This is a genomic window from Paenibacillus sp. GCM10028914 (genome assembly GCF_042666275.1).
Lineage (GTDB): Bacteria > Bacillota > Bacilli > Paenibacillales > Paenibacillaceae > Paenibacillus_AQ.
Genome location: NZ_JBHTFO010000018.1, coordinates 368,104 through 390,399 on the forward strand (window position 1 = coordinate 368,104; position 22,296 = coordinate 390,399).

Annotated in this window: 23 protein-coding genes and 1 tRNA gene; 15 read left to right on the forward strand and 9 right to left on the reverse strand. The window is 43.4% G+C overall.

Annotated elements, in window-relative coordinates:
* Nucleotides 1-31 precede the first annotated feature (31 nt).
* From ACFQV5_RS22145 to nagA, 9 genes are all read left to right on the forward strand, one after another.
* Nucleotides 32-1,351 carry a glycoside hydrolase family 125 protein gene (locus ACFQV5_RS22145; protein ID WP_379250067.1) on the forward strand — a complete coding sequence of 440 codons (1,320 nt, stop codon included), beginning with the start codon at nucleotides 32-34 and terminating at the stop codon, nucleotides 1,349-1,351.
* 58 nt (nucleotides 1,352-1,409) lie between these two features.
* Nucleotides 1,410-2,408, forward strand: coding sequence for a glycoside hydrolase family 130 protein (locus ACFQV5_RS22150; RefSeq protein ID WP_379250069.1), 999 nt, complete (start codon nucleotides 1,410-1,412; stop codon nucleotides 2,406-2,408).
* Nucleotides 2,409-2,527: 119 nt separating this feature from the next.
* Nucleotides 2,528-5,254, forward strand: coding sequence for an alpha-mannosidase (locus tag ACFQV5_RS22155; RefSeq protein WP_379250071.1), 2,727 nt, complete (start codon nucleotides 2,528-2,530; stop codon nucleotides 5,252-5,254).
* 238 nt (nucleotides 5,255-5,492) lie between these two features.
* Nucleotides 5,493-6,542: an SIS domain-containing protein gene (locus tag ACFQV5_RS22160; protein WP_379250073.1), complete on the forward strand. Its 1,050-nt coding sequence runs from the start codon at nucleotides 5,493-5,495 to the stop codon at nucleotides 6,540-6,542.
* Between the two features lie 83 nt (nucleotides 6,543-6,625).
* A complete protein-coding gene (locus tag ACFQV5_RS22165; protein WP_379250075.1) occupies nucleotides 6,626-7,408 on the forward strand; it encodes a DeoR/GlpR family DNA-binding transcription regulator in 783 nt (260 codons plus the stop codon).
* Between the two features lie 21 nt (nucleotides 7,409-7,429).
* A complete protein-coding gene (locus tag ACFQV5_RS22170; RefSeq protein WP_379250077.1) occupies nucleotides 7,430-8,401 on the forward strand; it encodes an ROK family protein in 972 nt (323 codons plus the stop codon).
* Nucleotides 8,402-8,429: 28 nt separating this feature from the next.
* Nucleotides 8,430-9,296 (forward strand): class II fructose-1,6-bisphosphate aldolase, encoded by an 867-nt coding sequence (fba, locus tag ACFQV5_RS22175; RefSeq protein ID WP_379250079.1) that lies wholly within the window; start codon nucleotides 8,430-8,432, stop codon nucleotides 9,294-9,296.
* Entirely contained in the window at nucleotides 9,296-10,276 is a 981-nt protein-coding gene (locus ACFQV5_RS22180; RefSeq protein WP_379250081.1) for a 1-phosphofructokinase family hexose kinase, read from the forward strand. Before fba ends, ACFQV5_RS22180 begins: the two co-directional genes overlap by 1 nt.
* Nucleotides 10,267-11,487 carry an N-acetylglucosamine-6-phosphate deacetylase gene (nagA, locus tag ACFQV5_RS22185; RefSeq protein ID WP_379250083.1) on the forward strand — a complete coding sequence of 407 codons (1,221 nt, stop codon included), beginning with the start codon at nucleotides 10,267-10,269 and terminating at the stop codon, nucleotides 11,485-11,487. The genes ACFQV5_RS22180 and nagA overlap by 10 nt, the downstream gene beginning before the upstream one ends.
* Nucleotides 11,488-11,670: 183 nt before the next feature.
* On the opposite strand, the gene ACFQV5_RS22190 is transcribed toward nagA, so the two are convergent.
* The 5 genes from ACFQV5_RS22190 to ACFQV5_RS22205 all read right to left on the reverse strand — a co-directional run bounded on the left by ACFQV5_RS22190 (nucleotide 11,671) and on the right by ACFQV5_RS22205 (nucleotide 14,247).
* Entirely contained in the window at nucleotides 11,671-12,189 is a 519-nt protein-coding gene (locus ACFQV5_RS22190; RefSeq protein ID WP_379250085.1) for a L,D-transpeptidase, read from the reverse strand.
* Between the two features lie 240 nt (nucleotides 12,190-12,429).
* The gene (locus tag ACFQV5_RS22195; RefSeq protein WP_379250087.1) at nucleotides 12,430-12,582 is read right to left on the reverse strand and encodes a hypothetical protein; all 153 of its coding nucleotides are present in this window, start codon (nucleotides 12,580-12,582) and stop codon (nucleotides 12,430-12,432) included.
* 377 nt (nucleotides 12,583-12,959) lie between these two features.
* Nucleotides 12,960-13,178: a DUF6199 family natural product biosynthesis protein gene (locus ACFQV5_RS25585; protein ID WP_483874812.1), complete on the reverse strand. Its 219-nt coding sequence runs from the start codon at nucleotides 13,176-13,178 to the stop codon at nucleotides 12,960-12,962.
* Nucleotides 13,179-13,824: 646 nt separating this feature from the next.
* Nucleotides 13,825-14,043 carry a hypothetical protein gene (locus ACFQV5_RS22200; RefSeq protein WP_379250089.1) on the reverse strand — a complete coding sequence of 73 codons (219 nt, stop codon included), beginning with the start codon at nucleotides 14,041-14,043 and terminating at the stop codon, nucleotides 13,825-13,827.
* A gap of 131 nt (nucleotides 14,044-14,174) precedes the next feature.
* Nucleotides 14,175-14,247 (reverse strand) — tRNA-Val (locus tag ACFQV5_RS22205).
* Nucleotides 14,248-14,387: 140 nt separating this feature from the next.
* Here ACFQV5_RS22205 and ACFQV5_RS22210 point away from each other — a divergent pair.
* Both ACFQV5_RS22210 and ACFQV5_RS22215 read left to right on the forward strand, forming a co-directional pair.
* Nucleotides 14,388-14,654 carry a hypothetical protein gene (locus ACFQV5_RS22210; RefSeq protein ID WP_379250091.1) on the forward strand — a complete coding sequence of 89 codons (267 nt, stop codon included), beginning with the start codon at nucleotides 14,388-14,390 and terminating at the stop codon, nucleotides 14,652-14,654.
* A 306-nt stretch (nucleotides 14,655-14,960) separates the two neighbouring features.
* Nucleotides 14,961-15,404, forward strand: coding sequence for a GNAT family N-acetyltransferase (locus tag ACFQV5_RS22215; RefSeq protein ID WP_379250093.1), 444 nt, complete (start codon nucleotides 14,961-14,963; stop codon nucleotides 15,402-15,404).
* Between the two features lie 89 nt (nucleotides 15,405-15,493).
* On the opposite strand, the gene ACFQV5_RS22220 is transcribed toward ACFQV5_RS22215, so the two are convergent.
* A complete protein-coding gene (locus ACFQV5_RS22220; protein WP_379250095.1) occupies nucleotides 15,494-15,730 on the reverse strand; it encodes a DUF3892 domain-containing protein in 237 nt (78 codons plus the stop codon).
* A gap of 84 nt (nucleotides 15,731-15,814) precedes the next feature.
* Nucleotides 15,815-16,552 carry an MBL fold metallo-hydrolase gene (locus ACFQV5_RS22225; RefSeq protein ID WP_379250097.1) on the reverse strand — a complete coding sequence of 246 codons (738 nt, stop codon included), beginning with the start codon at nucleotides 16,550-16,552 and terminating at the stop codon, nucleotides 15,815-15,817.
* Nucleotides 16,553-16,711: 159 nt separating this feature from the next.
* Here ACFQV5_RS22225 and ACFQV5_RS22230 point away from each other — a divergent pair, with 159 nt between their 5' ends.
* Both ACFQV5_RS22230 and ACFQV5_RS22235 read left to right on the forward strand, forming a co-directional pair.
* The gene (locus ACFQV5_RS22230) at nucleotides 16,712-17,275 is read left to right on the forward strand and encodes a stalk domain-containing protein (RefSeq protein WP_379250099.1); all 564 of its coding nucleotides are present in this window, start codon (nucleotides 16,712-16,714) and stop codon (nucleotides 17,273-17,275) included.
* A gap of 87 nt (nucleotides 17,276-17,362) precedes the next feature.
* Entirely contained in the window at nucleotides 17,363-17,680 is a 318-nt protein-coding gene (locus ACFQV5_RS22235) for a DUF1292 domain-containing protein (protein WP_379250101.1), read from the forward strand.
* Between the two features lie 51 nt (nucleotides 17,681-17,731).
* Here ACFQV5_RS22235 and ACFQV5_RS22240 read toward each other — a convergent pair whose 3' ends face one another.
* Nucleotides 17,732-19,207, reverse strand: a complete 1,476-nt coding sequence (locus tag ACFQV5_RS22240; RefSeq protein WP_379251132.1) for an aminotransferase class I/II-fold pyridoxal phosphate-dependent enzyme — start codon at nucleotides 19,205-19,207, stop codon at nucleotides 17,732-17,734.
* A gap of 188 nt (nucleotides 19,208-19,395) precedes the next feature.
* Here ACFQV5_RS22240 and ACFQV5_RS22245 point away from each other — a divergent pair, with 188 nt between their 5' ends.
* Complete coding sequence (locus ACFQV5_RS22245) at nucleotides 19,396-20,691, forward strand: MFS transporter (protein ID WP_379250103.1); 1,296 nt, start codon at nucleotides 19,396-19,398, stop codon at nucleotides 20,689-20,691.
* Nucleotides 20,692-20,761: 70 nt separating this feature from the next.
* Here ACFQV5_RS22245 and ACFQV5_RS22250 read toward each other — a convergent pair whose 3' ends face one another.
* Entirely contained in the window at nucleotides 20,762-21,385 is a 624-nt protein-coding gene (locus ACFQV5_RS22250; RefSeq protein WP_379250105.1) for a YktB family protein, read from the reverse strand.
* A 267-nt stretch (nucleotides 21,386-21,652) separates the two neighbouring features.
* Between ACFQV5_RS22250 and ACFQV5_RS22255 the strand changes: the two genes are divergently transcribed.
* A complete protein-coding gene (locus ACFQV5_RS22255) occupies nucleotides 21,653-22,249 on the forward strand; it encodes a hypothetical protein (RefSeq protein ID WP_379250107.1) in 597 nt (198 codons plus the stop codon).
* Nucleotides 22,250-22,296: the final 47 nt, after the last annotated feature.

Consider the following 22,296-nt stretch of genomic DNA (forward strand, 5'->3'; position numbering starts at 1 on the left):
ACTATACTTAACTTCAAAGGAGCCAGTTAACATGGAACAATTCAGACTCCCTAAAATACCTATGCCAACACTTAAGCTTCCACAATCGATTCAAGAAGTACTTCAGGAAGCAGAAGAGAAGCTGGCGCATCGTCCTAAACTGCTGCAACTGTTTAAAAATACGTTTCCAAATACATTGGAAACAACAACAAAGTTGATGGATGACGGGACTACATTTGTCATCACAGGTGATATTCCTGCAATGTGGCTGCGTGACTCCGTTGAGCAAGTGATGCACTACGTACCATTTGCTAAAAACGATCCAGATTTGCAACGCATTTTAAGCGGTGTGATTAAACGTCATATGAATTATATTCATATCGATCCTTATGCGAATGCGTTTAATGAAACGGCTAATGATTGGCACTGGAACACCGATGATGTGACAGATATGTCTCCGTGGGTGTGGGAACGTAAGTTTGAGATTGATTCCCTCTGTTTCTCGATTCGTCTAGCATATGCATACTGGAAGGAAACAGGGCTGACGGATGTGTTTGATTCCGGCTTTAAAGCAGCTATGCTGAAAATCGTGGATTTGTTTAAAGTGGAACAGCATCACTTTGAACGCTCCCCATATCGTTTCGAACGGAATAATGGAATTCCAGAAGACTCTTTGCGCAACAACGGGCTCGGCATGCCAGTAAATTACACAGGAATGGTATGGTCAGGCTTCCGTTCAAGCGATGACGCTTGTGATTTCCACTACAACATTCCAGGCAATATGTTTGCTGTAGTCGCTCTGCGTCATATGCAAGAATTCGCAGAATGGATCTTCCGTGATATGACACTTCTTGCTGATCTTAAGAAGCTTGAAGCTGAAATTGATCACGGGATTAAGTTGTATGGTATTTATCGTCATCCAGAGTTCGGACCGATCTATGCATACGAAACTGACGGGTTTGGTAACTATTGCCTGATGGATGATGCAGGAACGCCGGGTCTGATGTCGATCCCTTATCTTGGATATGTAACTGCAGATGATCCGATTTATCAGAACACAAGACGTTTTGCCCTGAGCAAAGAAAATCCGTTCTATTTTGAAGGGAAAATGGCTAAGGGAATCGGAAGTCCACACACACCAGAGAATTATATCTGGCATATGGCATTGTCCATGCAGGGAATTACGGCATCATCAACTGAAGAGAAGCTCGAAATGATCGCTATGCTCGAATCGACAGATGCGGATACAGGATTCATGCATGAAGGCTTCCACGCAGACGATCCGAAAGTATTTACAAGATCCTGGTTTGCTTGGTCAAACAGCCTCTTCTCTCAACTTGTGTACAAAGCAATGAAAGAAGGCATTTTGTAAGCCTTTTGTTGATCTAATTAATGCATGATAAACCTTCTAACAAAAAGGAGACATAACAATGAGCAAAATTATTGGCGAATCCCTTAACAACATTCCTTGGCAAGACAAGCCGGAAGGCCTTAATGCTCCGGTATGGCGCTATTCCGCAAATCCGATTATTGAGCGTCACGCAACCCCGAATTCCAACAGTATATTCAACTCTGCCGTTGTTCCGTTTGAAGGCGGGTTCGCTGGTGTATTCCGTTGCGATTCTAGATCGGTAAGTATGGATATTTTCGCAGGTTTCAGTGAAGACGGAATTAACTGGACAATCAATCATGATCCTATCGTGTTCGAAGGCGATGAGGAAGTAACTAAGCGCGAATACCGCTACGATCCACGTGTGATCAAAATCGGAGACCGCTATTATATCAACTGGTGTAATGGCTATCATGGCCCGACGATCGGTATTGGCTATACAACTGATTTCAAAACATTCCACCAATTAGAAAATGCCTTCTTGCCTTATAACCGTAACGGGGTCATGTTCCCTCGTAAAATCGGTGATTATTATGCAATGCTCAGCCGTCCGAGCGATACGGGACACACACCTTTCGGGGATATTTTCTACAGCGTTAGCCCTGATCTTACCTTCTGGGGTAAACACCGTTATGTAATGGGCACAGTTAATGGAGATGCTTCGGCTTGGCAGTCCAAGAAAATCGGACCTGGACCTGTGCCGATCGAAACAGACAAAGGATGGCTTTTGATTTACCATGGCGTTATTAATACTTGCAACGGATTCGTGTATCGTATGGGTGTTGCTCTGCTTGATATCGATGAGCCATGGAAAGTTAAAGCACGTTCCCGCAACTATATCTTAGGCCCTGAAACGACATACGAATGCATGGGTGATGTACCAAACGTAACGTTCCCTTGCGCGGCGTTGACTGATGCCGATACCGGCCGCATCGCGATTTACTATGGATGTGCAGACACCGTGACAGGTCTTGCATTTACGACCGTCGATGAGCTAATGAGTTACATGGAAGAGTACCCTTTGGTAGATGAAGCGTAAACCTGTAAGATAACAACAAACATAAAACATGGGAGCGTGTAAAATGCTGGTTTCAATACAACATTTCACACGCTTGTCATGTTCATACACCATTCTATGAAGCAAGGGAGTCGACAACCATGACCCAATCAAGAAAAGCCCATATCATCTCTCATACTCACTGGGATAGAGAATGGTATTTACCGTATGAGAAACACCATGTACGGCTTATCCAGTTGATGGACCAACTGCTTGAGACTATGGAGAAAGATTCGGAGTACCGTTATTTCTTCTTAGATGGTCAAACTATTATCCTGGAGGACTACCTGCAAGTACGCCCTGAGAAGAAGGAACAACTTGAAAAGTTAATCCATGAAGGACGTATCCAGATTGGACCTTGGTATATTTTGCAAGATGCATTCTTGACAAGCAGTGAAGCGAATGTTCGTAACATGCAGATCGGGCATCAAGATGCAGAAAGCTATGGAACGATCTCCAAAATTGGATATTACCCTGACACATTTGGTATCACAGGCCAAACACCTCAGTTGATGCAGCAATCCGGAATCGAGAATGCCTTCTTCGGACGCGGTGTTAAGCCGACAGGCTTTAACAATACCGTATCGGATGGAGACTTTGAGTCTTCCTTCTCCGAATTGGTATGGGAAGGTCCAGACGGCTCCAAAGTACTCGGTATTCTGTTCGCGAACTGGTACAGTAACGGTAACGAAGTACCTGTGGATGAAGAGGAAGCCAAAGCTTACTGGGAAAGAAAGCTTGCGGATGCAGAGAAATATGCTTCTACAGGACAACTGCTCTATATGAATGGTTGCGACCACCAGCCGATTCAGTGTGACCTACCAGAAGCCATCCAAACAGCGAAGAAGTTACATCCTGATACAGAGTTTGTTCACTCTAATTTTGCTGATTACTTGGTGGAATTAAAGAACAATATGAGCCAAGATTTGTCTTCTGTACAAGGCGAGCTTCGCAGCCAGCGTACGGACGGATGGGGAACTTTGGTGAATACAGCTTCTGCTCGTGTTTACTTGAAGCAGATGAATCAGAAGGGTCAAAGCATTCTTGAAAAGGTTGCAGAACCGCTTGCTTCCTTCGCAAGTCTGGTTGGGCAAGAGTATCCGCACCATCTGTTTACTTATGCTTGGAAGACACTGATGCAGAATCATCCGCATGATAGTATTTGTGGCTGTAGTGTCGATGAGGTTCACCGTGAAATGGTTACCCGTTTCGATAAGAGCCGTCATGTAGCTGAGTCGATTATTGATGATAGCAAGACTGCTATTGCTGAAGCGATCGATACAACAGCTTTTGCAAAATATGGTGATAACGCTGTTCCGTTCGTCGTGTTTAATACGACAGGGTGGAAGCGCAGCGGTACAGTAAGTGTTGAACTGGATGCAGAGCGTCTATACTTCCGTGAAGGCTTTTCCTTGAAAGAAACAAGTCGCCGGATGAAAGATATTGATCTTTCAGGACGTACGGTTGTGGATAGTGAAGGAAACGCTGTTGCCTTTTCAATGGAAGATCTCGGTCTGCAATTCGGATATGATCTTCCGGATGATAAGTTCCGTCAGCCGTACATGTGCCGTAGAGTGAAGCTGACGTTTGAAGCGAAAGACATTGCTGCTCTTGGTATTCAAACGTATGCTTTTGTGAAAGGTGACATGGCGCCTGCAGCTGTAGAATCATTGATCACTGGAGATCGTATTCTTGAGAACGATAACCTCAAAGTTGAGGTTTCTACAGATGGTTCCTTTACATTGACTGACAAACGTAGCGGTCAAATCTTCCGGGATCTTGGTGTTTATGAGAATACCGGAGATATTGGTAACGAATATATGTTCAAACAGCCTGAAGGTGAAGAAGCTCTCACTACCAAGGGGCTTGAGGCTACGATTCGTGTGGTGGAGGATACACCATACCGTGCATCGTTAGAAGTGATTCACGAATGGGAAATCCCAGTTTCTGCTGATGAAATGCTTGACGTAGAACAGCGTGAATTGATCTACTATCCGTACCGTAAAACTCAGCGTTCCAAAGAGACTCTTGTTATGAAGATTCGCACACTCATCTCCCTGAACCGTGAAGGTAAAGGTGTTGAGATTGAAGCAAGCTTTAACAACCAAGCTAAGGATCATCGTCTGCGGGCATTGTTCCCAACGGATCTGGAAACTTCCGTTCACCGTGTTGATTCCATGTTCGAAATTGTAGAGCGGAACAACGTTCCTGCTAAAGAATGGGAGAACCCAAGTAATACTGCCCATCAGCAAGCATTTGTTGATGTAAGCTGTGAAGGTGCAGGACTTACTGTAGCTAACCTAGGCTTGAATGAATACGAAGTGCTGCGTGACGGACGCAATACAATCGCTGTAACCTTGCTTCGTGCTGTTGGCGAACTTGGAGACTGGGGCTACTTCCCAACACCGGAAGCTCAGTGCCTGGGTGAAAGCACTGTGCGCATGGAAGTCATTCCACATAACGGAGATGGTATGACATCAGGTGCATATGCAGAAGCATATCAGTTCCAGATTCCGTGGACAGTTAGCCAGACGGGTATTCATGAGGGAACTGTAACTCCTAATTGCTCCGTATTCCAGTGGGAGAGTGAAGAGCTTGCATTCTCGTCGCTTAAAGTCAGCCGTAAATCGGGTGATCTGATGCTTCGTTGGTTCAATATGGGGGCGACGCCTGTTGATCTTACGCTGCAATCTAACATTGCTGGTGTACAGGCTTACAAGACAACAATTCTTGAAGAGCCGGGAGAACTTCAACCATTCACTGAAAATGGAGAGTTCTCGCTTCCTGTGAAGCCTTATGAAATCATCACCGTGGGTGTAAAAGCCTAATCGCTTGTCCGTAAAGGTTAATTATTAAGTAATCATAATTTTATTAAGGGCATCTCAAAAGATCTATGATCTTGCGAGATGCCCTTTTTTCTATGATCAGATATTTGTTTAGTAATCCTGATTGAGCTTTTCAAAGAATTTATCAGTTATTCATTTGACGAAAAATTTCATATTATGATTGTAAAAATCATTATTGTGATTTAATATTACATTATAACATTGAGGGGAGAGTTCTTTGATGACGAAGGGGCAATTGACTTATCCAGAGATTGGGCAACAAGGCGATGCTATCGCAGCAGCTTGGGAACAATTAGCGAAGCAGCAAGAATGGGTAGAGAAATATATAGGAAATACGGAGTATGATGAGGTAATATTTATAGGTTCTGGTTCTTCTTATTATCAAGCTCAAACGATGGCTACAACATTCCGTTTATGGCTCGAAAGACCAGCCAGTGCCTTTCCTTCATCCGATATTTTTTTATTCAGAGATCAATCCTCTGCAAAAGGTGGAAAAAAACTTCTTGTTGGCGTTTCCCGCTCAGGAGAGTCAACTGAAGTCATCCTCGCCATAGATTCGGTTAAAGGACTGGAAAATTGGGATACTTGCGGGATTACATGTTATGAAGATAGTGGTATGGCTAAGCAAACAGAATGCCTCGTATCTCCGTATGGTAAAGAAAAAAGCACTGTCATGACGAAATCATTCGTAAGTATGACATTTATGATGCAGGCAGCGATTGCAGCAGCTGCAGGAGGAAGTTATTCTAATGAAATGAAAGCTGTAATGGAGCAAGCTGGAGCCAAAATTAAGGAAGCTGACGATTTTGCACAGCAGTTGCTTCAAAGCAATCATTTTACGAAAACGATCTACCTTGGAATGGGCAGTTACTTCGGTATCGCACAAGAGGCTTGCCTCAAGCTGAAGGAAATGTCTTATACTTGGACTGAGAGCTACGGTACCCTTGAATTTAGACACGGTCCTAAATCGATTGTAGAACCAGGAACTTTAGTTATATTGCTTCTTTCAGAGACAGCAAGATCGTATGAGCTGAAAGTGGCGGAAGAGATGAAGGGCTACGGGGCTCATGTACTCGTCCTGACATCACGCGAAGGTGAGGATACTGCTTTTGCGGACTCCGTATTTGAAATCGGCGGTGCAGACGTTAGCGATGAAGCGCGCGCCGTTATGTATTTACCGCTTCTTCATTATGTGGGCTTTTGGACGGCAGTGAACAAAGGGGTCGATCCTGATGAACCACGCAACCTGACCCAAGTAGTTAAAATCTAGACTAACTGTATTCTCAGGAGAATGTTCAAAAGCTCATTGAAGGGGCGCATCGTTACTCACCAGCTAGGAGGAAAAGAAAAGTTATGGCACGTATTGGTATGAAAGCAGAAAGACAAAACCAGATCCTGAGTGCGCTGGCGATCAAAGGTGAAATGTCACTTCAAGAGCTGATGACGACATTCAACTGTTCAGAAGCTACAGCACGGCGGGATCTCGAGGAACTGGAGCAAAGCGGAAGTGTAATCAGACGCGTCGGCGGCGGAGCGATGTATGTGAAGCCGGCTTCGGTTTACGAGGTCCCTTTTATCGAGAAACAACAAGTTTTATATGCTGAAAAAATGGCAATTGCGAGCATGGCGGCCTCTTTGGTCCAAGAAGGGGATGTCATTGGTCTTACTGGAGGAACAACAACGTTCCTCATTTCTCAGCAGCTCAAACAACGCAAGAATATTACGGTCGTAACTAACGCCGTCAATATAGCGATGGAGCTTTCGGAGAACAGTGACCTTCAGGTCGTTCTGACTGGTGGTGTGCTGCGTAACAAAAGCTTTGAGTTATGTGGTCCGCTGGCAGAGCAGACGGTGAATGCTGTAAACATTAACATGATGTTTATGGGGATTGATGGCTTTACAGCTGGAGGTGTGAGCACCTACTCGGAGCTGGAAGCGAATATAGCCCGTATGCTCATGCGCCGTGCTGATAAAACGATTGCTGTCTTCGATCATACCAAGATCGGCCGTGCTTCACTATTTACAGTCGCTCACCTTAATGATCTGCACGGTTGTATTACGGATGGTGAACCACCAGTGGCTTTGGTCGAAGCATTGAAGGAAGCGGGTACTACGCTGTATGTAGCCCAAAACTAACAATCCCTGGGAGGGGAAACGATGAGTTTCTGGATTGGTATAGATGTTGGAGGTACCAATATCGTCTGCGGTATCGTAAATGAGAAGGGCGAAGTGTTAGGTTCTCTGAAAAAGCCTACTGAAGCTTATCTTGGTAGCGTATCAGTCTTGGATAAAATGGCTCAAATGACGTTAGAAGTGGCAGCTACTGCTGGCCTTTCTCATCAGATCGCTGGAATAGGGATCGGTATACCGGGATTAGTGGATCCGTGGAATGGTACGGCTGTCTATTCCGCGAATCTGAACTGGCGTGATGTTCCTTTGAGTGCTGAGCTGTCAAAACGTACCTCCTTGCCGGTTTATATCGACAATGACGTGCGAATGTATGTTTATGGCGAAGCGGTATATGGAGCAGGTCAGGGAGTTGATTATGTACTTGGTTTGACCGTAGGAACGGGAATCGCCTCGGCTATGGTCAACCGGGGGCATCTTCATTATGGGCACCTTAATTTGGCCGGTGAGATTGGTCATGGTCCGATGGAGGGGGAAACGGCTCCATGCGGATGCGGGTTTGATGGTTGCTTGGAAGCATCAGCTTCAGCATCAGGGATGGTCCGCGAAGCTAAGCGTTATATAAGAGAAGGAAAAGAAACCATCTTATCAGAGTGGTTTCCTGAAGATAAACTTGATCAATTATCAGCAGCGGATCTTTCTAAAGCGATGGATGCCGGAGATCCGCTCGCTTCTGAAATCATGAATCACGCGGGTGAACTTCTTGGTAAGGCACTTGTTCCTGCCGTTCACATACTGAGTCCAGAGGTTATCATTATTGGCGGTGGTGGAGCTATGGCAGGGGAAAGACTGCTAACACCGCTGATACAAACCATGATGTCCCGGTTACTGCCTGATTATAGAGAGCATGTCAGTATTCGAACAGCAACTCTTGGAGATGACGCAGGAGTCATTGGTAGTGCAATGCAGGCTAAGCAGCGTCATGAGTTAAACCATTCATAATTTACGTTCCACATGGGGAGGGTTTTATATGACATTAGTATCATCAACGCCATTATTACAGACAGCTCGAAGCGGAGGATATTGCATCGGTGCGTTTAACGTGCATACACTTGAAATGCTTCAAGCCGTTGTTGAAGCAGCTGAAGAAACACAGTCACCGCTTATTATTCAATCCACAGTAGGAACGGTAAAGCATCTAGGCCCTGACTATATTGCGAAGGCTGCTTTGGTGGCTTCCGAGAGATCAAGCATTCCCATTGCACTTCATTTGGATCATTGTTCTGATTTTAATATTATTATGCAATGCATTCGGGCAGGCTACACTTCCGTTATGATTGATGCTTCGCATGAGCAGTTTGATGTGAACGTTGCCATGACCAAAAAGGTAGTGGAGGCTGCCAATGCGATTGGCATCAATGTAGAAGCGGAGCTGGGACGCGTTGGTGGCGTGGAAGATGATATTGTGGTGGACGATCAGCACGCTATGCTGGCAGACCCGGATGAATGTGTACAGTTCGTTGAATTAACCGGTGTACATACACTTGCGCCTGCCATTGGTACCGCACATGGTATCTATAAAGGTGAGCCAAACATCGATTTTGATCGTATCGGAAAAATCGCATCAAAAGTGTCCGTTCCTCTCGTGCTGCATGGGGGATCAGGAATTCCTGAAGATCAGGTTAGACGCTGCGTATCACTGGGAATGTCTAAGATGAACGTAGCAACTGAGCTTCGTATCGTATTCTCCAATGCTATTAAAGAAGTGTTCAATCAAAATGCAGAAGAAAATGATCCGCGGAAATACATGGTGCCTGCGAAAGAAGCTTTGAAGAAGGCAGCTATCGAAAAAATGCGCTTATGTGGATCTTTCGGAAAAGCAAAGGATTTTCTGTAATGAAAACGAAGATCGTCACCGTTACGTTAAATGCGGCCATCGATAAAACGTATTATATGAACGGCTTTTCAACGGGTAGCGTGATGCGCGTGGATCGTGTACATGCCATTGCTGGAGGAAAAGGCCTTAACGTGGCAAGGGTTCTCAATCAGTTAGGACATGCGGAAGTCAAGGCTTCTGGTTTTATAGCCGGATATAACGGACAGTTTATTGCTAAGGCAGCTGAGGACGAAGGAATCCACACTGATTTTGTTGCTATTAATGGTGAATCGAGAGTATGCCTGAGCATTGTGGACGAGGTGAGCGGCTCCTTTACCGAAGTTCTAGAGCCGGGACCTTGGATAACGCAGGAAGACGAGAATTTGATGAAGGCCAAAATTACAGAGTTAGCTAAGCAGGCAGGTCTCATTATTTTCTCAGGAAGCATACCTAAGGGTTGTCGTCCGGAGCTATACGCTGAATTAATTGAGATATGTTCATCTCACGGAGTTGATGTGTTTCTGGACACGAGCGGAAATGCGCTTGTTGAAGGAATAAAAGGTAAGCCAGGTTTAATCAAGCCGAATGAAGATGAAATTAAACCTTGGTTAACTCACGCTGGAAATCAAGATAGTGACTCTAATATGACTGTCGAAGCATCTCTGGACAGCTATAGTACCGCTATTCGTAACCTTGCAAAGGATACAGAAATACCAAGGGTTATTGTATCTTTGGGAGCTATGGGTGCTCTAGCATATATCGAAGATGTAGTCTACAGAGTGCGGATCCCTGAACTAAAAGCCGTGAATCCGGTAGGGAGTGGGGATTCATTTGTTGCCGGCTTTGCCTATGCACATATACGTGATTTACCTGTAGTGGAATGTTTGCGTTTTGCAGCAGCCGCTGGTAGCGCGAACGTGCTAAATCCGACTGCCGGATGTGTACTTCCAGAAGATCATCAGCGGCTCATGGAGCAAATAGAGGTAGACATATGGGGATGAATAAAGATTATTCTGCAGGTCAAAATCTTGATATCATTGACGCGAAGATTCTTACAGGACATGAATCATTTGAACGAGGTGTTCTTCAAATCCGTGGAGGTTTGGTTGAAGAGATTCTGTCTTTGGAGCAATGGGAGCGTTCATCTCGTGACTCCCTAATCCCTGTGAACGATGCTTCAGGAAGAACACTTATACCTGGTCTGGTGGATGTTCATGTACATGGCGGAGGCGGGTTTGATGTTATGTCACGCCGGAAGAGCGACCTTGAAGGGATGAGTCTGTTTCATGCATCTCGGGGTACGACTTCCTTTCTTGCAACAACACTTACAGCAGGACATAATGAGCTCATAGAAGCCGTTCGGGTAGTTGGAGAGTGTATGCAGGAAGGAACGTCAGGAGCGCAAATTGCCGGCATTCATTTGGAGGGACCGTATCTGAATAAGATTAGATGCGGTGCGCAAAATCCGGAGCATATTCGTAATGTGAATCTGGAGGAGATTCGGCAATACTGGGACGCTTCTCAGGGACAGATCAAACTGATCACGCTTGCACCCGAACATGAGCAGGCTGAAGTTAGCACTCGCTGGTTAACTGAACGCGGTGTGACAGTATCTGTCGGTCATTCTGATGCAGATTTCGAAACCGTTCGAAAGATCGTAAGCGCCGGAGCGAGCCATGCTACTCATTTGTTCAACGGGATGAGACCACTACACCATAGGGAACCCGGCGTCGCAGGAGCATCATTGATGCTGAATGAAATCACAGTGGAACTGATCGCTGATGGTATTCATGTACATCCGGAATGGATCAAATATGTCTGGTCGACAAAAGGCAGTGAAAAAGTCGTTATGGTAACGGATTGTATCGGTCAGGCAGGGATGATGGATGGAACCTTCGATTTTGGAGGACTTCCAGCCATGATGGTGGATGGCATTGCTTATCTTCGCTTGGAAGATGGAAGTGCCGGCAGTCTAGCGGGTAGTACCCTCAGCCTTGAAAAGTCCCTCCGGAATTTTCTTGAGTGGACGGGATTACCACTGAAAGATCTGTTGCCAGCGTATACAAGCAATCCTGCAAGGCAAGCGGGATGTCTAAGTCATAAAGGGACATTATCCCCGGGGAAAGATGCGGACTTCTTGCTCCTTGGTCATGAAGGAAAGCTCGAAGAAACTTGGGTTCGTGGTAGAAAAGTATATAGCAGACATTCATAATAGCGCTACAGAGTGCGTTGCGTAAACCTAGAAGACAGGCGGTGCCCGTTCTATACGAGGTGGTAATTGCTTGTCTTTTTATTGATGCTTTCTATTATGCAATTTCATCGAGCGAACAAGCAGCAAAAAGCAACAAAAAAACCAAGCACGGGCAAGGTGCTTAGCTCTTCAGGAAGTATCGTATTATTTTTGAATAAGTACAGGGGTATTCATTTTAACTTTGTCATATAGCCAGCGGACATCTTTATTATGCATGCGAATGCACCCTTGAGACACATATTTACCGATGGATGATGGATTGTTGGTGCCGTGAATGGCGTAAGCGTAACTAAGTCTGCCATTGATCTTTACGTTAATCCCTAACCACCTGTCTCCAAGCGGATTTTTAGGATCTCCGCCTTTGATGCGTTCTTTATAATAAGGTCTGTTTTTCGTTTTTTCATGAATTTTAAACAGACCTTCGGGCGTGTAGGAAGGTTTCAATCCTGTTGCCACAGAGAACGTCTTGATTGCTTTCCCTTTCTCATAATAGGTCAGCTTGTTGCTGGACTTATCAATGACAATAAATTGCGCGTATTTTGCGTATTTACTGTCTAGCTTTTGCTGGCTGGCAGCATCGACAGGGTTGGCGGATGGGAAGAAAAATACAAGAAGCAGGGAAAAAATAATAATACGAGATAAAACTTTAAAGATGTGAATCACCTCTTTTCGCTTTTCCAGTATATGCGAGAGAACTCGAATGTTGCCGATTTTTTATAGAGGATTAAAATGATTGAAGCGGTATATATAATACGTTTACTTTGATGAGAAGGAAACATTTTCTTTTTCATTTTTTGCATAAAAAAACCCTTCCAGTGAACAAGCCAGACCAGCATCAATATAGATGCACCTGTTACTTGTTACTTGAAGGGCGTGGATGTTGTAAACACCATTTACAGATTATTATTCTGACTCGTTTGTTTTCTCATAAGCAATTAATGTTACCTCTTTGCCAGTTAATCTGGCGATTGTAGCTTCTGCTGCTTTAATCGCACTAACCGTCTGTTCATCACCGCCTAATGAAGCGATTCTATACGCATCGGTTTCAATGTTCATTCTGTTCACATCCCTTGCTTAAAGTTGAATGCATGAGATAGGATTTCCCATATGAAAGGAATTGAATACAGAAGTAACCACCATTAAGGTTACGATAAATATTTTTGAAAAATATGATTCATACGTCGAAATTGAGTTTATATAAGAAATAAGTGGGAAGTGGTAATAATCATTCAGCACACGGAAAACAGTAATGTGACTCCGAAAGGTTGTTGATTCACCATGAGCACTCTGAAAAGGCAAAGAAAAAGACGGTCGATACTTCGGCGGTTCTTCAAAGGTAAGGCACCCTAGCAATTGGAAAATTGCTTAGATCATAAAATCGCTTCCCACGACAAGAGGCCCTGCGGATGTTCCGCGGGGCCTTTGTTTTGTAGCTACAATATAATCAAGACCCCACATACTAGGAGAATAGCCCCTAGCATTAGATAAGTGATCCCGCTGTTTTTTATCGATCGCATATATGCTTCATTGGGCTCAGAATCAAATTTATTTTTCCAAGTTATATACATGGTACTTTTCGCGGGTTTAATTATTCTAAAAATTCCACGTATTAGAAAAACAAGTCCGAATAGTACAAGAGAAAATCCAGCCATGGCAAACCCTCCTTAGGCGTGAGATAACAGAAGGCAAATATTGATTACGTTATAGCGTAAATATAGAATGTAATCCTTACCCCATATAAACTATCGTACTCATTATTGACATCAAGGTCATAAATACTCCACAGATGATCATCAGTATTCCGCGAAATTTCATGATTGATATATCGACATCTTCTTGTACGACATCATCAGGGATTCTTCTGATGAATCTCACCCAATCGGAATCTGGATTACGTACAACATAGAATCCGAATAAGATAATCAGAAGATTAAATAATACAACAAAAGCGCTTACAAATATGGCTATCATTTGAATCATCTCCGATAAAGAAATTACGGAATTAAGTTAGGAGCGAAAAAAAAGTTAAGCATATGTAAGAGAGAAGCTAGTTGTTAAAGTTGACCAAGAGAATTAATGAAATTCGCTGCGACTAAAGAGCAAGCGCCAATGATCAGCAAAACAAATACCATGACAACAACAAATTTCTTACCATTCATCATTTTCACCTCAGAGAGATTATACCCAAAATAACCCATGAAACCAAATGGGAGATAGGCAGTTTATATATTTATCATAGACTTCCGGTAATTTAGAAGCTTTTTTTAAAAAAAAGACCCGCCAAAATGACGGGTTTGATTATTCTATTTTCTTTTCGAACACCTTTTTCATCAGCCAGAAAATAAGAAGCGCTACTCCGATACTAACTGAAAAATTAAGAAAAAGTTTTGCGATATTCACAAACGAATACGGGACATCATCAGTCTGGTACTTAAATAAGTCTAGATTTCGATACGTCAAATTTCCGATAACTTTACTTATGAGCAAAGCTATAATGAATTTCCATATATCCTTCATATCAAACTCTCCCTTATATCCCACTTCTGTATTTGATTGATATAACATTAACGGAAACACCGTCTTTAAACATTTTGTTGCAGCATGGAGAAAAAAGAAAAGAACCCTTGCTACGCAAGGGCTCCCGGCGATGATCTGTAGTGGGCTCGAACCACTGACCCCTACCCTGTCAAGATAGTGCTCTCCCAGCTGAGCTAACAGATCATGTGAAGTATGTTGTTTCGAAAGATATCTCATATATTATCAGCTGCCTGAAATCATGTCAATTGTTTTCTCGTTATAAAATAAGGCGATCCGGTTCAGACTATGGAAAGCATGATTTTTCCATAAGGAGAGAGGACAGCATGATCATGAGAAAGCATTATAGAGCAATTGGGATGAAAATATGTACCGCGCTTTTATCTATTTCGCTATTTACTGGTTGTAGTATTGCCACGCGAGTATCCGAGGAGATGAATCCTAAGGAGCAGCCGGCGTCGCCTGTAATACAAGATGTATATGAGCAATCAGTGCAGAAGGATGTATACTCGACCGGTGGTAGAAGTGGACAGAGGCTCAGTCCTATGCCGTCGTTAGAATCTCAAGATCCGCTCTTGAATTCTGCACAGTAGCTTGCAGGGAAATACATAAAAAACCGTCGACCGAAAAATAGGCTGACGGTTCTTGAGGCATGCTTCTATTCCTCATCCCATTTGCGGGAATAGCCTTTTTTAATCGTATAAAACATGGGGATAATTAACAGAACCGAAATAACGATAGCCCAAATTGTAGTGCCACCAATACCCATGCTCACTCGCCAGCCCCTTTCAAAGTACATTTAAATTCACTATACAGTAAAACTAAAATTTTGTATAATAATTCAACTTGCTCTGGTGAATATACAGGAAAGTAATTTTTCGATTAATGAGGTGTTTGATGTGGCAGCAGAAATTATAAATGTGACAACCGAAGAACAGCTGCGTGAAGCGCTGAACATTCGTATGGAAGTGTTTGTACAAGAACAGAAGGTGCCAGAAGATTTAGAGATTGACGAGTATGACACTCTCGATGCGGATTCGTTTCATATACTGATTAAATATGATGGGGAGTACGCAGCGACAGGGCGAGTCACATACTACAATAAAGATTCAGCGAAGATGCAGCGTATTGCTGTACGCAAACCTTTTCGCTCTAAGGGTCTGGGCAGAGTCCTGTTAATGGCTATGGAGGGGCAGGCTCGTGAATTGAAGCTTGAGTATTCTGTATTGGATGCTCAGTGTCAGGCAGAAGGGTTTTACAAAAAGCTCGGTTATGTAACGATTTCGGACGAGCCTTTTGATGATGCAGGGATCCCCCATGTCCGGATGAAAAAAGAACTTTAAACTCATTTGATTATACATAAAGACCCCGAACTTCGGATCGGGGTCTTTATTCCATGCATACCACTATGTTAAGCATCAGTTTATTTTGCTTAGAATATCGGCAGATTATCTAAGTTGTTGCTAGGGTCACCGTCGGCATTGGATCTCAGATGCATCTCATCGTCTCGTCCACGGAATACGTTCAGGTTCTTAATTTCGTTGTTTTGAACCATCTGCTGAGCGGTTTTATAATCTACAACAGAACCGGTATTTAGTTTTAGCTGAACGATGTCGCCATCACCATTTTTTCGTACGGCTACTACTTCTGCTTGCTGATCATTATTCATTAAATATCGCCTCCCATACCTAGCTTCCCCGAGGCAGTCTATTTTCTATTCATCATTTCAAGGAGAAGAAGAATCTACATATTCTCAAAACTCATATATACGCTGCTGTTCAAGAAACTGCATGGAATTTGTATGCCCTTGATAGCTCTGCATATCATCTCCGTAGTGCATGAGGTAGATCCGCTTCTGTAGACTTTCTGGCAGGCTTAGAAGCTCTTGTAGTGTAGTATGAACCTCACCAGGGCCCACGAGCTGACATTCATGTAAAATGACCTCACAGCCCCGCTCATTCACTAACTGTGTGAGAAGTTCAGGTGCAAATATCATATCGGCACTGTAAAAGATGCGATCATTAAAATATATAGAATAGCTATTCTTTCCTGGAATATGCTCAGTCTTTATAAATTCTGCACGAATACCCGACGAAATATCGACAGGTATGCCAGGCTCTACTGAATGCACTTCAAATACATCCTCTAAACAAGTGATATATCCTTCCTGGAACAACCCCCCGCGAAGGGTGTTCTCCCATAAAGGGTTGATGAGACTTTCTGCAATGTATAAAGGCATTTTACGGTTGTACAGCATTTTCATTTTGAACGCGAGTTCTTCAAGACCGCCAACATGATCGGCATGAATATGTGTGATTAGCACAGCATCGATGGAATCAAAAGACTGTCCGAGACGATGAAGCGCCATGGGAGCTGTAACGCCGCAATCCACCAGTAGGGTAAAGCTTTCATCCATAATGAGGGCGTTGTTATTAAAGTAAGTTTTTGCAAAAGCACTGCCGGTACCTAGCATTTGTAATTTTAGAGTCAATGAATTCAACCTCCAGACGAGATATGATGTGGTATTGAGGTATCATTGTATATTAAATAAATTTCCAGTGAATTGCAATTCATCGCGCAACTTTACTTTTTACTCTGTAGTATAACCATATAACAACTAGAAAAAGTATATACGGAGGGTTGCTTTTATATGAAATCGAAATGGAAAAAGATAATGGCCTGTACATTATTTATTTCATTATTAGGCGGTGGCAGTTCAATATTGTTTGCTGACTCTTTTAATGAGCATGTACGCGTATGGTTAAATGGCAGAGAGCTGAAAGATGGTGGCTATCTGATTGATAACAAAACATATATTCCGGTCCGGGATATTGATGGGGCCGTTAATTGGGACAATAAGAGCGGAAAGGTTCAAATCATTAAGCCAAACGTACATATTTTTCTATTTAAGGGGGATACTGCATTCGGGAATGTAAACAGAGGTAAGTTGAAGTTTAATGTGTTCAGCCAAGTTGACACTCTGAATGAAGATATACACTCTGTTAAGGTTGCAATATCAGATCCTGATGGAAATGTGAAGGATATTCAGTCACAAGAAGTCAAGAATAAAAGTGACAATTTCTGGTTTCGAACATATGATTTTACGTATGATTTCAATACAGTCGGAAAATATTCTGTTGGGTTTTACATCAAAACTTCGTCTGATTCCGGGTTTGTAAAAGTGGCTGATAAAGTTATTACCGTTTTGAAGTAAGGTTTGTATATTGGTAAATTGACCTAGTTATTCTTCCGTGTTACCATACGGAAGTATGATAATTTAATTGAAGTGAGGTATTTTTTAATGAGCGATCACAAACATGAACACGACGATGCATGTGGCTGCGGTCACGATCATGACCACGATCATGAACACGAAGAGTTTGTGCTTACTTTAACAGATGAGCAAGGCAATGATGTCGAAATGGTACTCGTAGAGACATTTGATGTCGGCGAGAAGCTCTATGCACTTCTTCTTGAACGTGAAAATCCAGGTGCAGACGGTGTTATTCTGCGTATGGAAGAAGAGAACGAGGAAATGGTTCTTTACAATATCGAAGATGAGGAAGAATGGAATGCAGTTGAAGCAGCGTATAACGAGCTTGTAGCAGCTCAGGAATAGTATTTTGTATAACAAAACCCCGGTGTAAATACACCGGGGTTTTTGAGTCTTTTAGAAGATTGGATCTGCTTCTACAATAACCTTGATGTTTTGGATACTACGATCTTCTGGTCCTTTAACCGGCAATCCAACATCTACATGGTCAATAATATAATCGATGTTGTCTTGAGAAATAACCTCGCCCGGTAGAAGGATAGGGATACCCGGCGGATATACGTAAATAAATTCAGCAATGATTCGTCCCGCAGATTCTCTGAATGGAATAACCTCAGTATCTCCATAAAACGCATCTCGAGGAATAAGGGAAAGTTGAGGAATCTCCGGAATTTTAACGACCAATTCGTTAATTTCATTAACATTATTATAGGTCTTGGACAACTCACGCAAGGCCGTAAGCAATATTTCGATGGTCTCTGGTGTATCCCCAGGTGTCACCAAGCACAAAATATTGTACATATCACTGAGCTCGACTTCGATGTTGTAATGATCACGAAGCCAGTTTTCCGTGTCGTATCCTGTAATACCCAAATGGCGCACATGAATCGTCAGTTTCGTTGGATCATAACTGTAGGCAGCTTCACTGCCCAAAATATCTGTTCCAAAACAATATAAACCTTCGATTTCATTAATCTTCTGACGAGCATATTGAGCCATTTCCATCGCTTTTGCAGCCATTTGGTGGCCATTGAGTGCCAAGTTGCGCCGAGACGTATCGAGTGAAGCCAGTAAAATATAAGAAGTAGACGTTGTGGTGAGCATACTGATGATGGTCTGAATTCGGAATGGATTAACGTAACCATTCTTCGTATTCACATTTAGTACAGAACTTTGGGTCATCGAACCCCCAAGTTTATGGACACTCGTAGCAGCCATATCAGCTCCAGCTTGCATGGCTGACATCGGAAGGACTTCGTGGAAGTGAATCAACACCCCATGCGCTTCATCGACCAATACCGGCACGTTAAAACTGTGTGCCAGATCTACTATTTCCTTTAGGTCTGCACTAACTCCGAAATAGGTCGGGTTAATAACGAGTACAGCCTTGGCGTCTGGATGTCTCTTTAGCGCTTTGCGTACTGAACTGATCGTAATTCCATGATCAATTCCAATGTTTGTGTCTTGAGCAGGAGAAACAAATATAGGCTTTGCACCTGAATATATAATAGCGGATAACACGGATTTATGGACGTTCCGAGGGATGATAATTTTGTCCCCTGGAGAGCAGACAGACATGATCATTGTCATGATAGCTCCGCTTGTTCCTTGAACACTAAAGAAAGTGTAGTCAGCTCCAAAGGCATCTGCCGCAAGCTTCTGCGCTTCTGCTATAACAGCTGTAGGTTGATGAAGGTCGTCGAGTGGTGCGATGTTGATCAAATCTATGGATAGAGCATTATCTCCTATGAATTCCCGAAATTCGGCATCGGTACCGAGACCTTTCTTATGACCTGGAATGTGAAACTGTACGGGATTCTTGGCCGCATGTTCTTTAAGCGCAGTGAATAGCGGTGTACGGCTATGGTCCATGGACGCTGTCACAACCTTTCTGTGAGTGAAATTGTTTATGCTTGTCGATTTGTGTTTCATATAAACAAAATTGAGTATAGCAAAATAGGGGGGGAATGCAAGTAAAGCTTATAGGAGGGCATGTCTTCTTGGAGAACAGGAAACAATAGAAATGATGCTGTAACAGTATAAAGATGGGATGTGAGAAAATGTCTGAGGTCATTTCCCCCGGGGAGAAACGCCGACTGATGTCTCCTTTTTTCTTTGAATTGCTCGCGATTATATTTTTAGTCGAGTTTATCAAAGGTTCGCTGCTAGTGGCGATTCTTCCGGTATATATGAAAAATATTCTGGGTGTGTCTGGAACGGTAATCGGTGTTGCTTTCGCCTTACAGTATTTGGGCGACAACTTGTTCCGCAGCCCAGCAGGCTGGATCGCTGAGCGTCTTGGTTTCAAGTTAACGATGTCTGTAGCACTTACTATGGTTGTTCTAGGAGTGCTCATTATAGCTTTTACTGACGGACCCGTCTGGCTCTCACTCGCATGTCTCATCCTTGGAACAGGTACGGCTCCCTTATGGCCCTGTGCTATGACAGGAGCTACGGAAATCTCTGGCCCTAATAGCAGCAATGGTACCGCTATTGGAGCCCTAGAGACAGCTGCGCTGGTTGGGACAGGAGCAGGACCAATTATAATGAATTTTGTGATGGAACATACATCGAAAAATTATCAGACGGCCTTTTTTATTATGATTGGAGCGGGTATTATACTTGTGCTTACTGCACTACTGCTTCCAGGGAGAATAAGAAATACTACCAAAGCAGCAGTATCTTCTTCCACGGCTTTAGCAGGGAGAGGGTTGCGAAGTGGTTTTAACAAACTTCGGACAAGCGTAAAAGCCACACTCCGAGAGGTGAAGACTACACTTCATGTGAGCTGGCTAGTATACCCTGCATTGTTCCTTCAATCTTTTGTCATTGGGCTTTTAAGCCCCGTATTGACGCTCTATGTGAGTAATGAACTCGGTTTTTCCCCGAATCAATATAGTTTGCTGCTGATTGTTGGAGGCGGGATTACGGTTCTTACCTTAATTCCGGCTGGCAAGTTGATGGATCGGTTTGGAACAAAACGCTTTCTAAATGTTGGGTTTCTGCTGTGTGCGGTGATGCTGTGTATTTTTACCCTGTTCAAGTCACTTCTATTAGTTTTTGTAGTGGTTTCCTTAATCGGAATCGCTTATGCCTTGATTCTGCCGGGATGGAACAGCTTCGTTGCCAGTTTGATTCCTAAAGGTGAACGGGGCACCATATGGGGGTTCTTCTTAACATTACAGGGTTCTGGGATGGTATTTGGGCCGATCGTTTCCGGCTGGTTATGGGATGGCATTGGCCACGGGGCACCATTTGTTGTGAGCGGAATCGTAATGGGGACGCTGTTCCTAATTCACCTGTATCTGACGCGGCATGACAGCTCACCTGTTCAACCAAGTCGAGTAAAGATATGAGTACGAGACGGTCACAACAGCACAAAAGAACAGCCTTAACTCAAATTGAGCTAAGGCTGTTTTAGATGTTCTAGAATGCCATTCGATACAGCGGAAGTAATGTTTCAAACGTCTCCTGAATCTTTTCAACCAGCTCGTCTCCACTAAGTTTAGCAGCTTCCTCACGCGGGATACGAAGACCGCACATAACCTCGGCTTTTTTCACTTGCTTCAGCTTGTTGATAAGTATGTCAAAACGTTCTTGATCCATGTCTTCATGTGGGGTGCCGCCAGGGCTCATATGGTCGGTTGACCAGTAATATGCCTTAGGAAGACTCAATTGAATCTCGGAGATTTCTTTTTCTAAATTTCTAGCGAATGTTGTTTTATTTGGGCTTTCGTAAATGATTGCAAAAATAATGAATAGATGAGATTCAAACATACCGACCTCAAAATGCGGAAGTGCCTTATAACCTCGTTTGTTTGCAGCCCATGCAACCCAAGTATCAATCGGAGGATTGACAGTTCGTCTTGCGTGCTTGGCGACGTGGACAAACATTTCCTCTCCGCATAGAGCGGATATGTAAGGAGCAATTTCAGCGCCGAGCGTTTCCAATTTTGGACGGACACGTTCGATCAATACTTCCATGCGGCCTTCTAGTCCCGGAACGGTGAAAACATCAAAATCATCTGCTGTAAATCCTGTAAAACTCATATATAAACAGCCTCCTTGTAAGTAGTCATAACGAGTGCTTGTGGACAATCCCTTATACCTTTAGTCAAGCTGGAAGGAGAAATACTCGGTATCCAATTGAAATAAGGTCTTAGTCTCTTTTTTGGAGGGGGAAAAATAGTCAATAAACCAAGTTACCGTTACATAAGATGAAGTATAAGATATAGATAAGACAACGTCAAAGCAGTCATCGCATTAATTCATCTCAGCCACGTAAGATAGGAGAGGGAGTACCGAGGAGGGAGTGCCGTGAATAAGAGCGAGGAAGTGGAGTATTGCAATTTGGAGCTCCGGTTTGACCGCCGGCATATCCAGGACTTAATCAAGGAACTGATCCAAGAAGGATATTCACTTTATTGGAGTGAGAACGATGTCCAATTTGTCATTTCTATCCGGACGGGTCGAAAGCTTGTAAAACTACGCTTCCAGCGTACGGGCAGGGGATATAAACTGGTCGGCGATTATATGATCAGGGATCCCAAGCTTGCGGAATGGATGGAGAAACTAATTGAGAATACGCGGGGCCATGCGGTCGTTAAGCGATTTAAAGACCGGCAAATATTAATTGAAAATATTTTGTTCGGTGAGGTTATCCGGCTTGTTGAAATTTCCGGGTATCGGCAGCGAGTGCTCTACCAGAAAGGAACGCCTATGACGGAGCAGGAGATGGTGCGTCTGTTCGAGTCGAAGGAGGGTGAACGCCGCCTACTGCTGTGCAGACTGGAGACCGATGATGAGCTGGAAAAACTGTATGAGGCGATGATATCAGGAAATGAAAACGTCATAGCCGAATGCAAAAAAAAGCTTCATGAACTTTCTCTGGAGTTGTTACGCCTAGAATGGTAATAGGATTCCTGCATAAACTAAAAAGCACGAATAACACCTCAGACGTT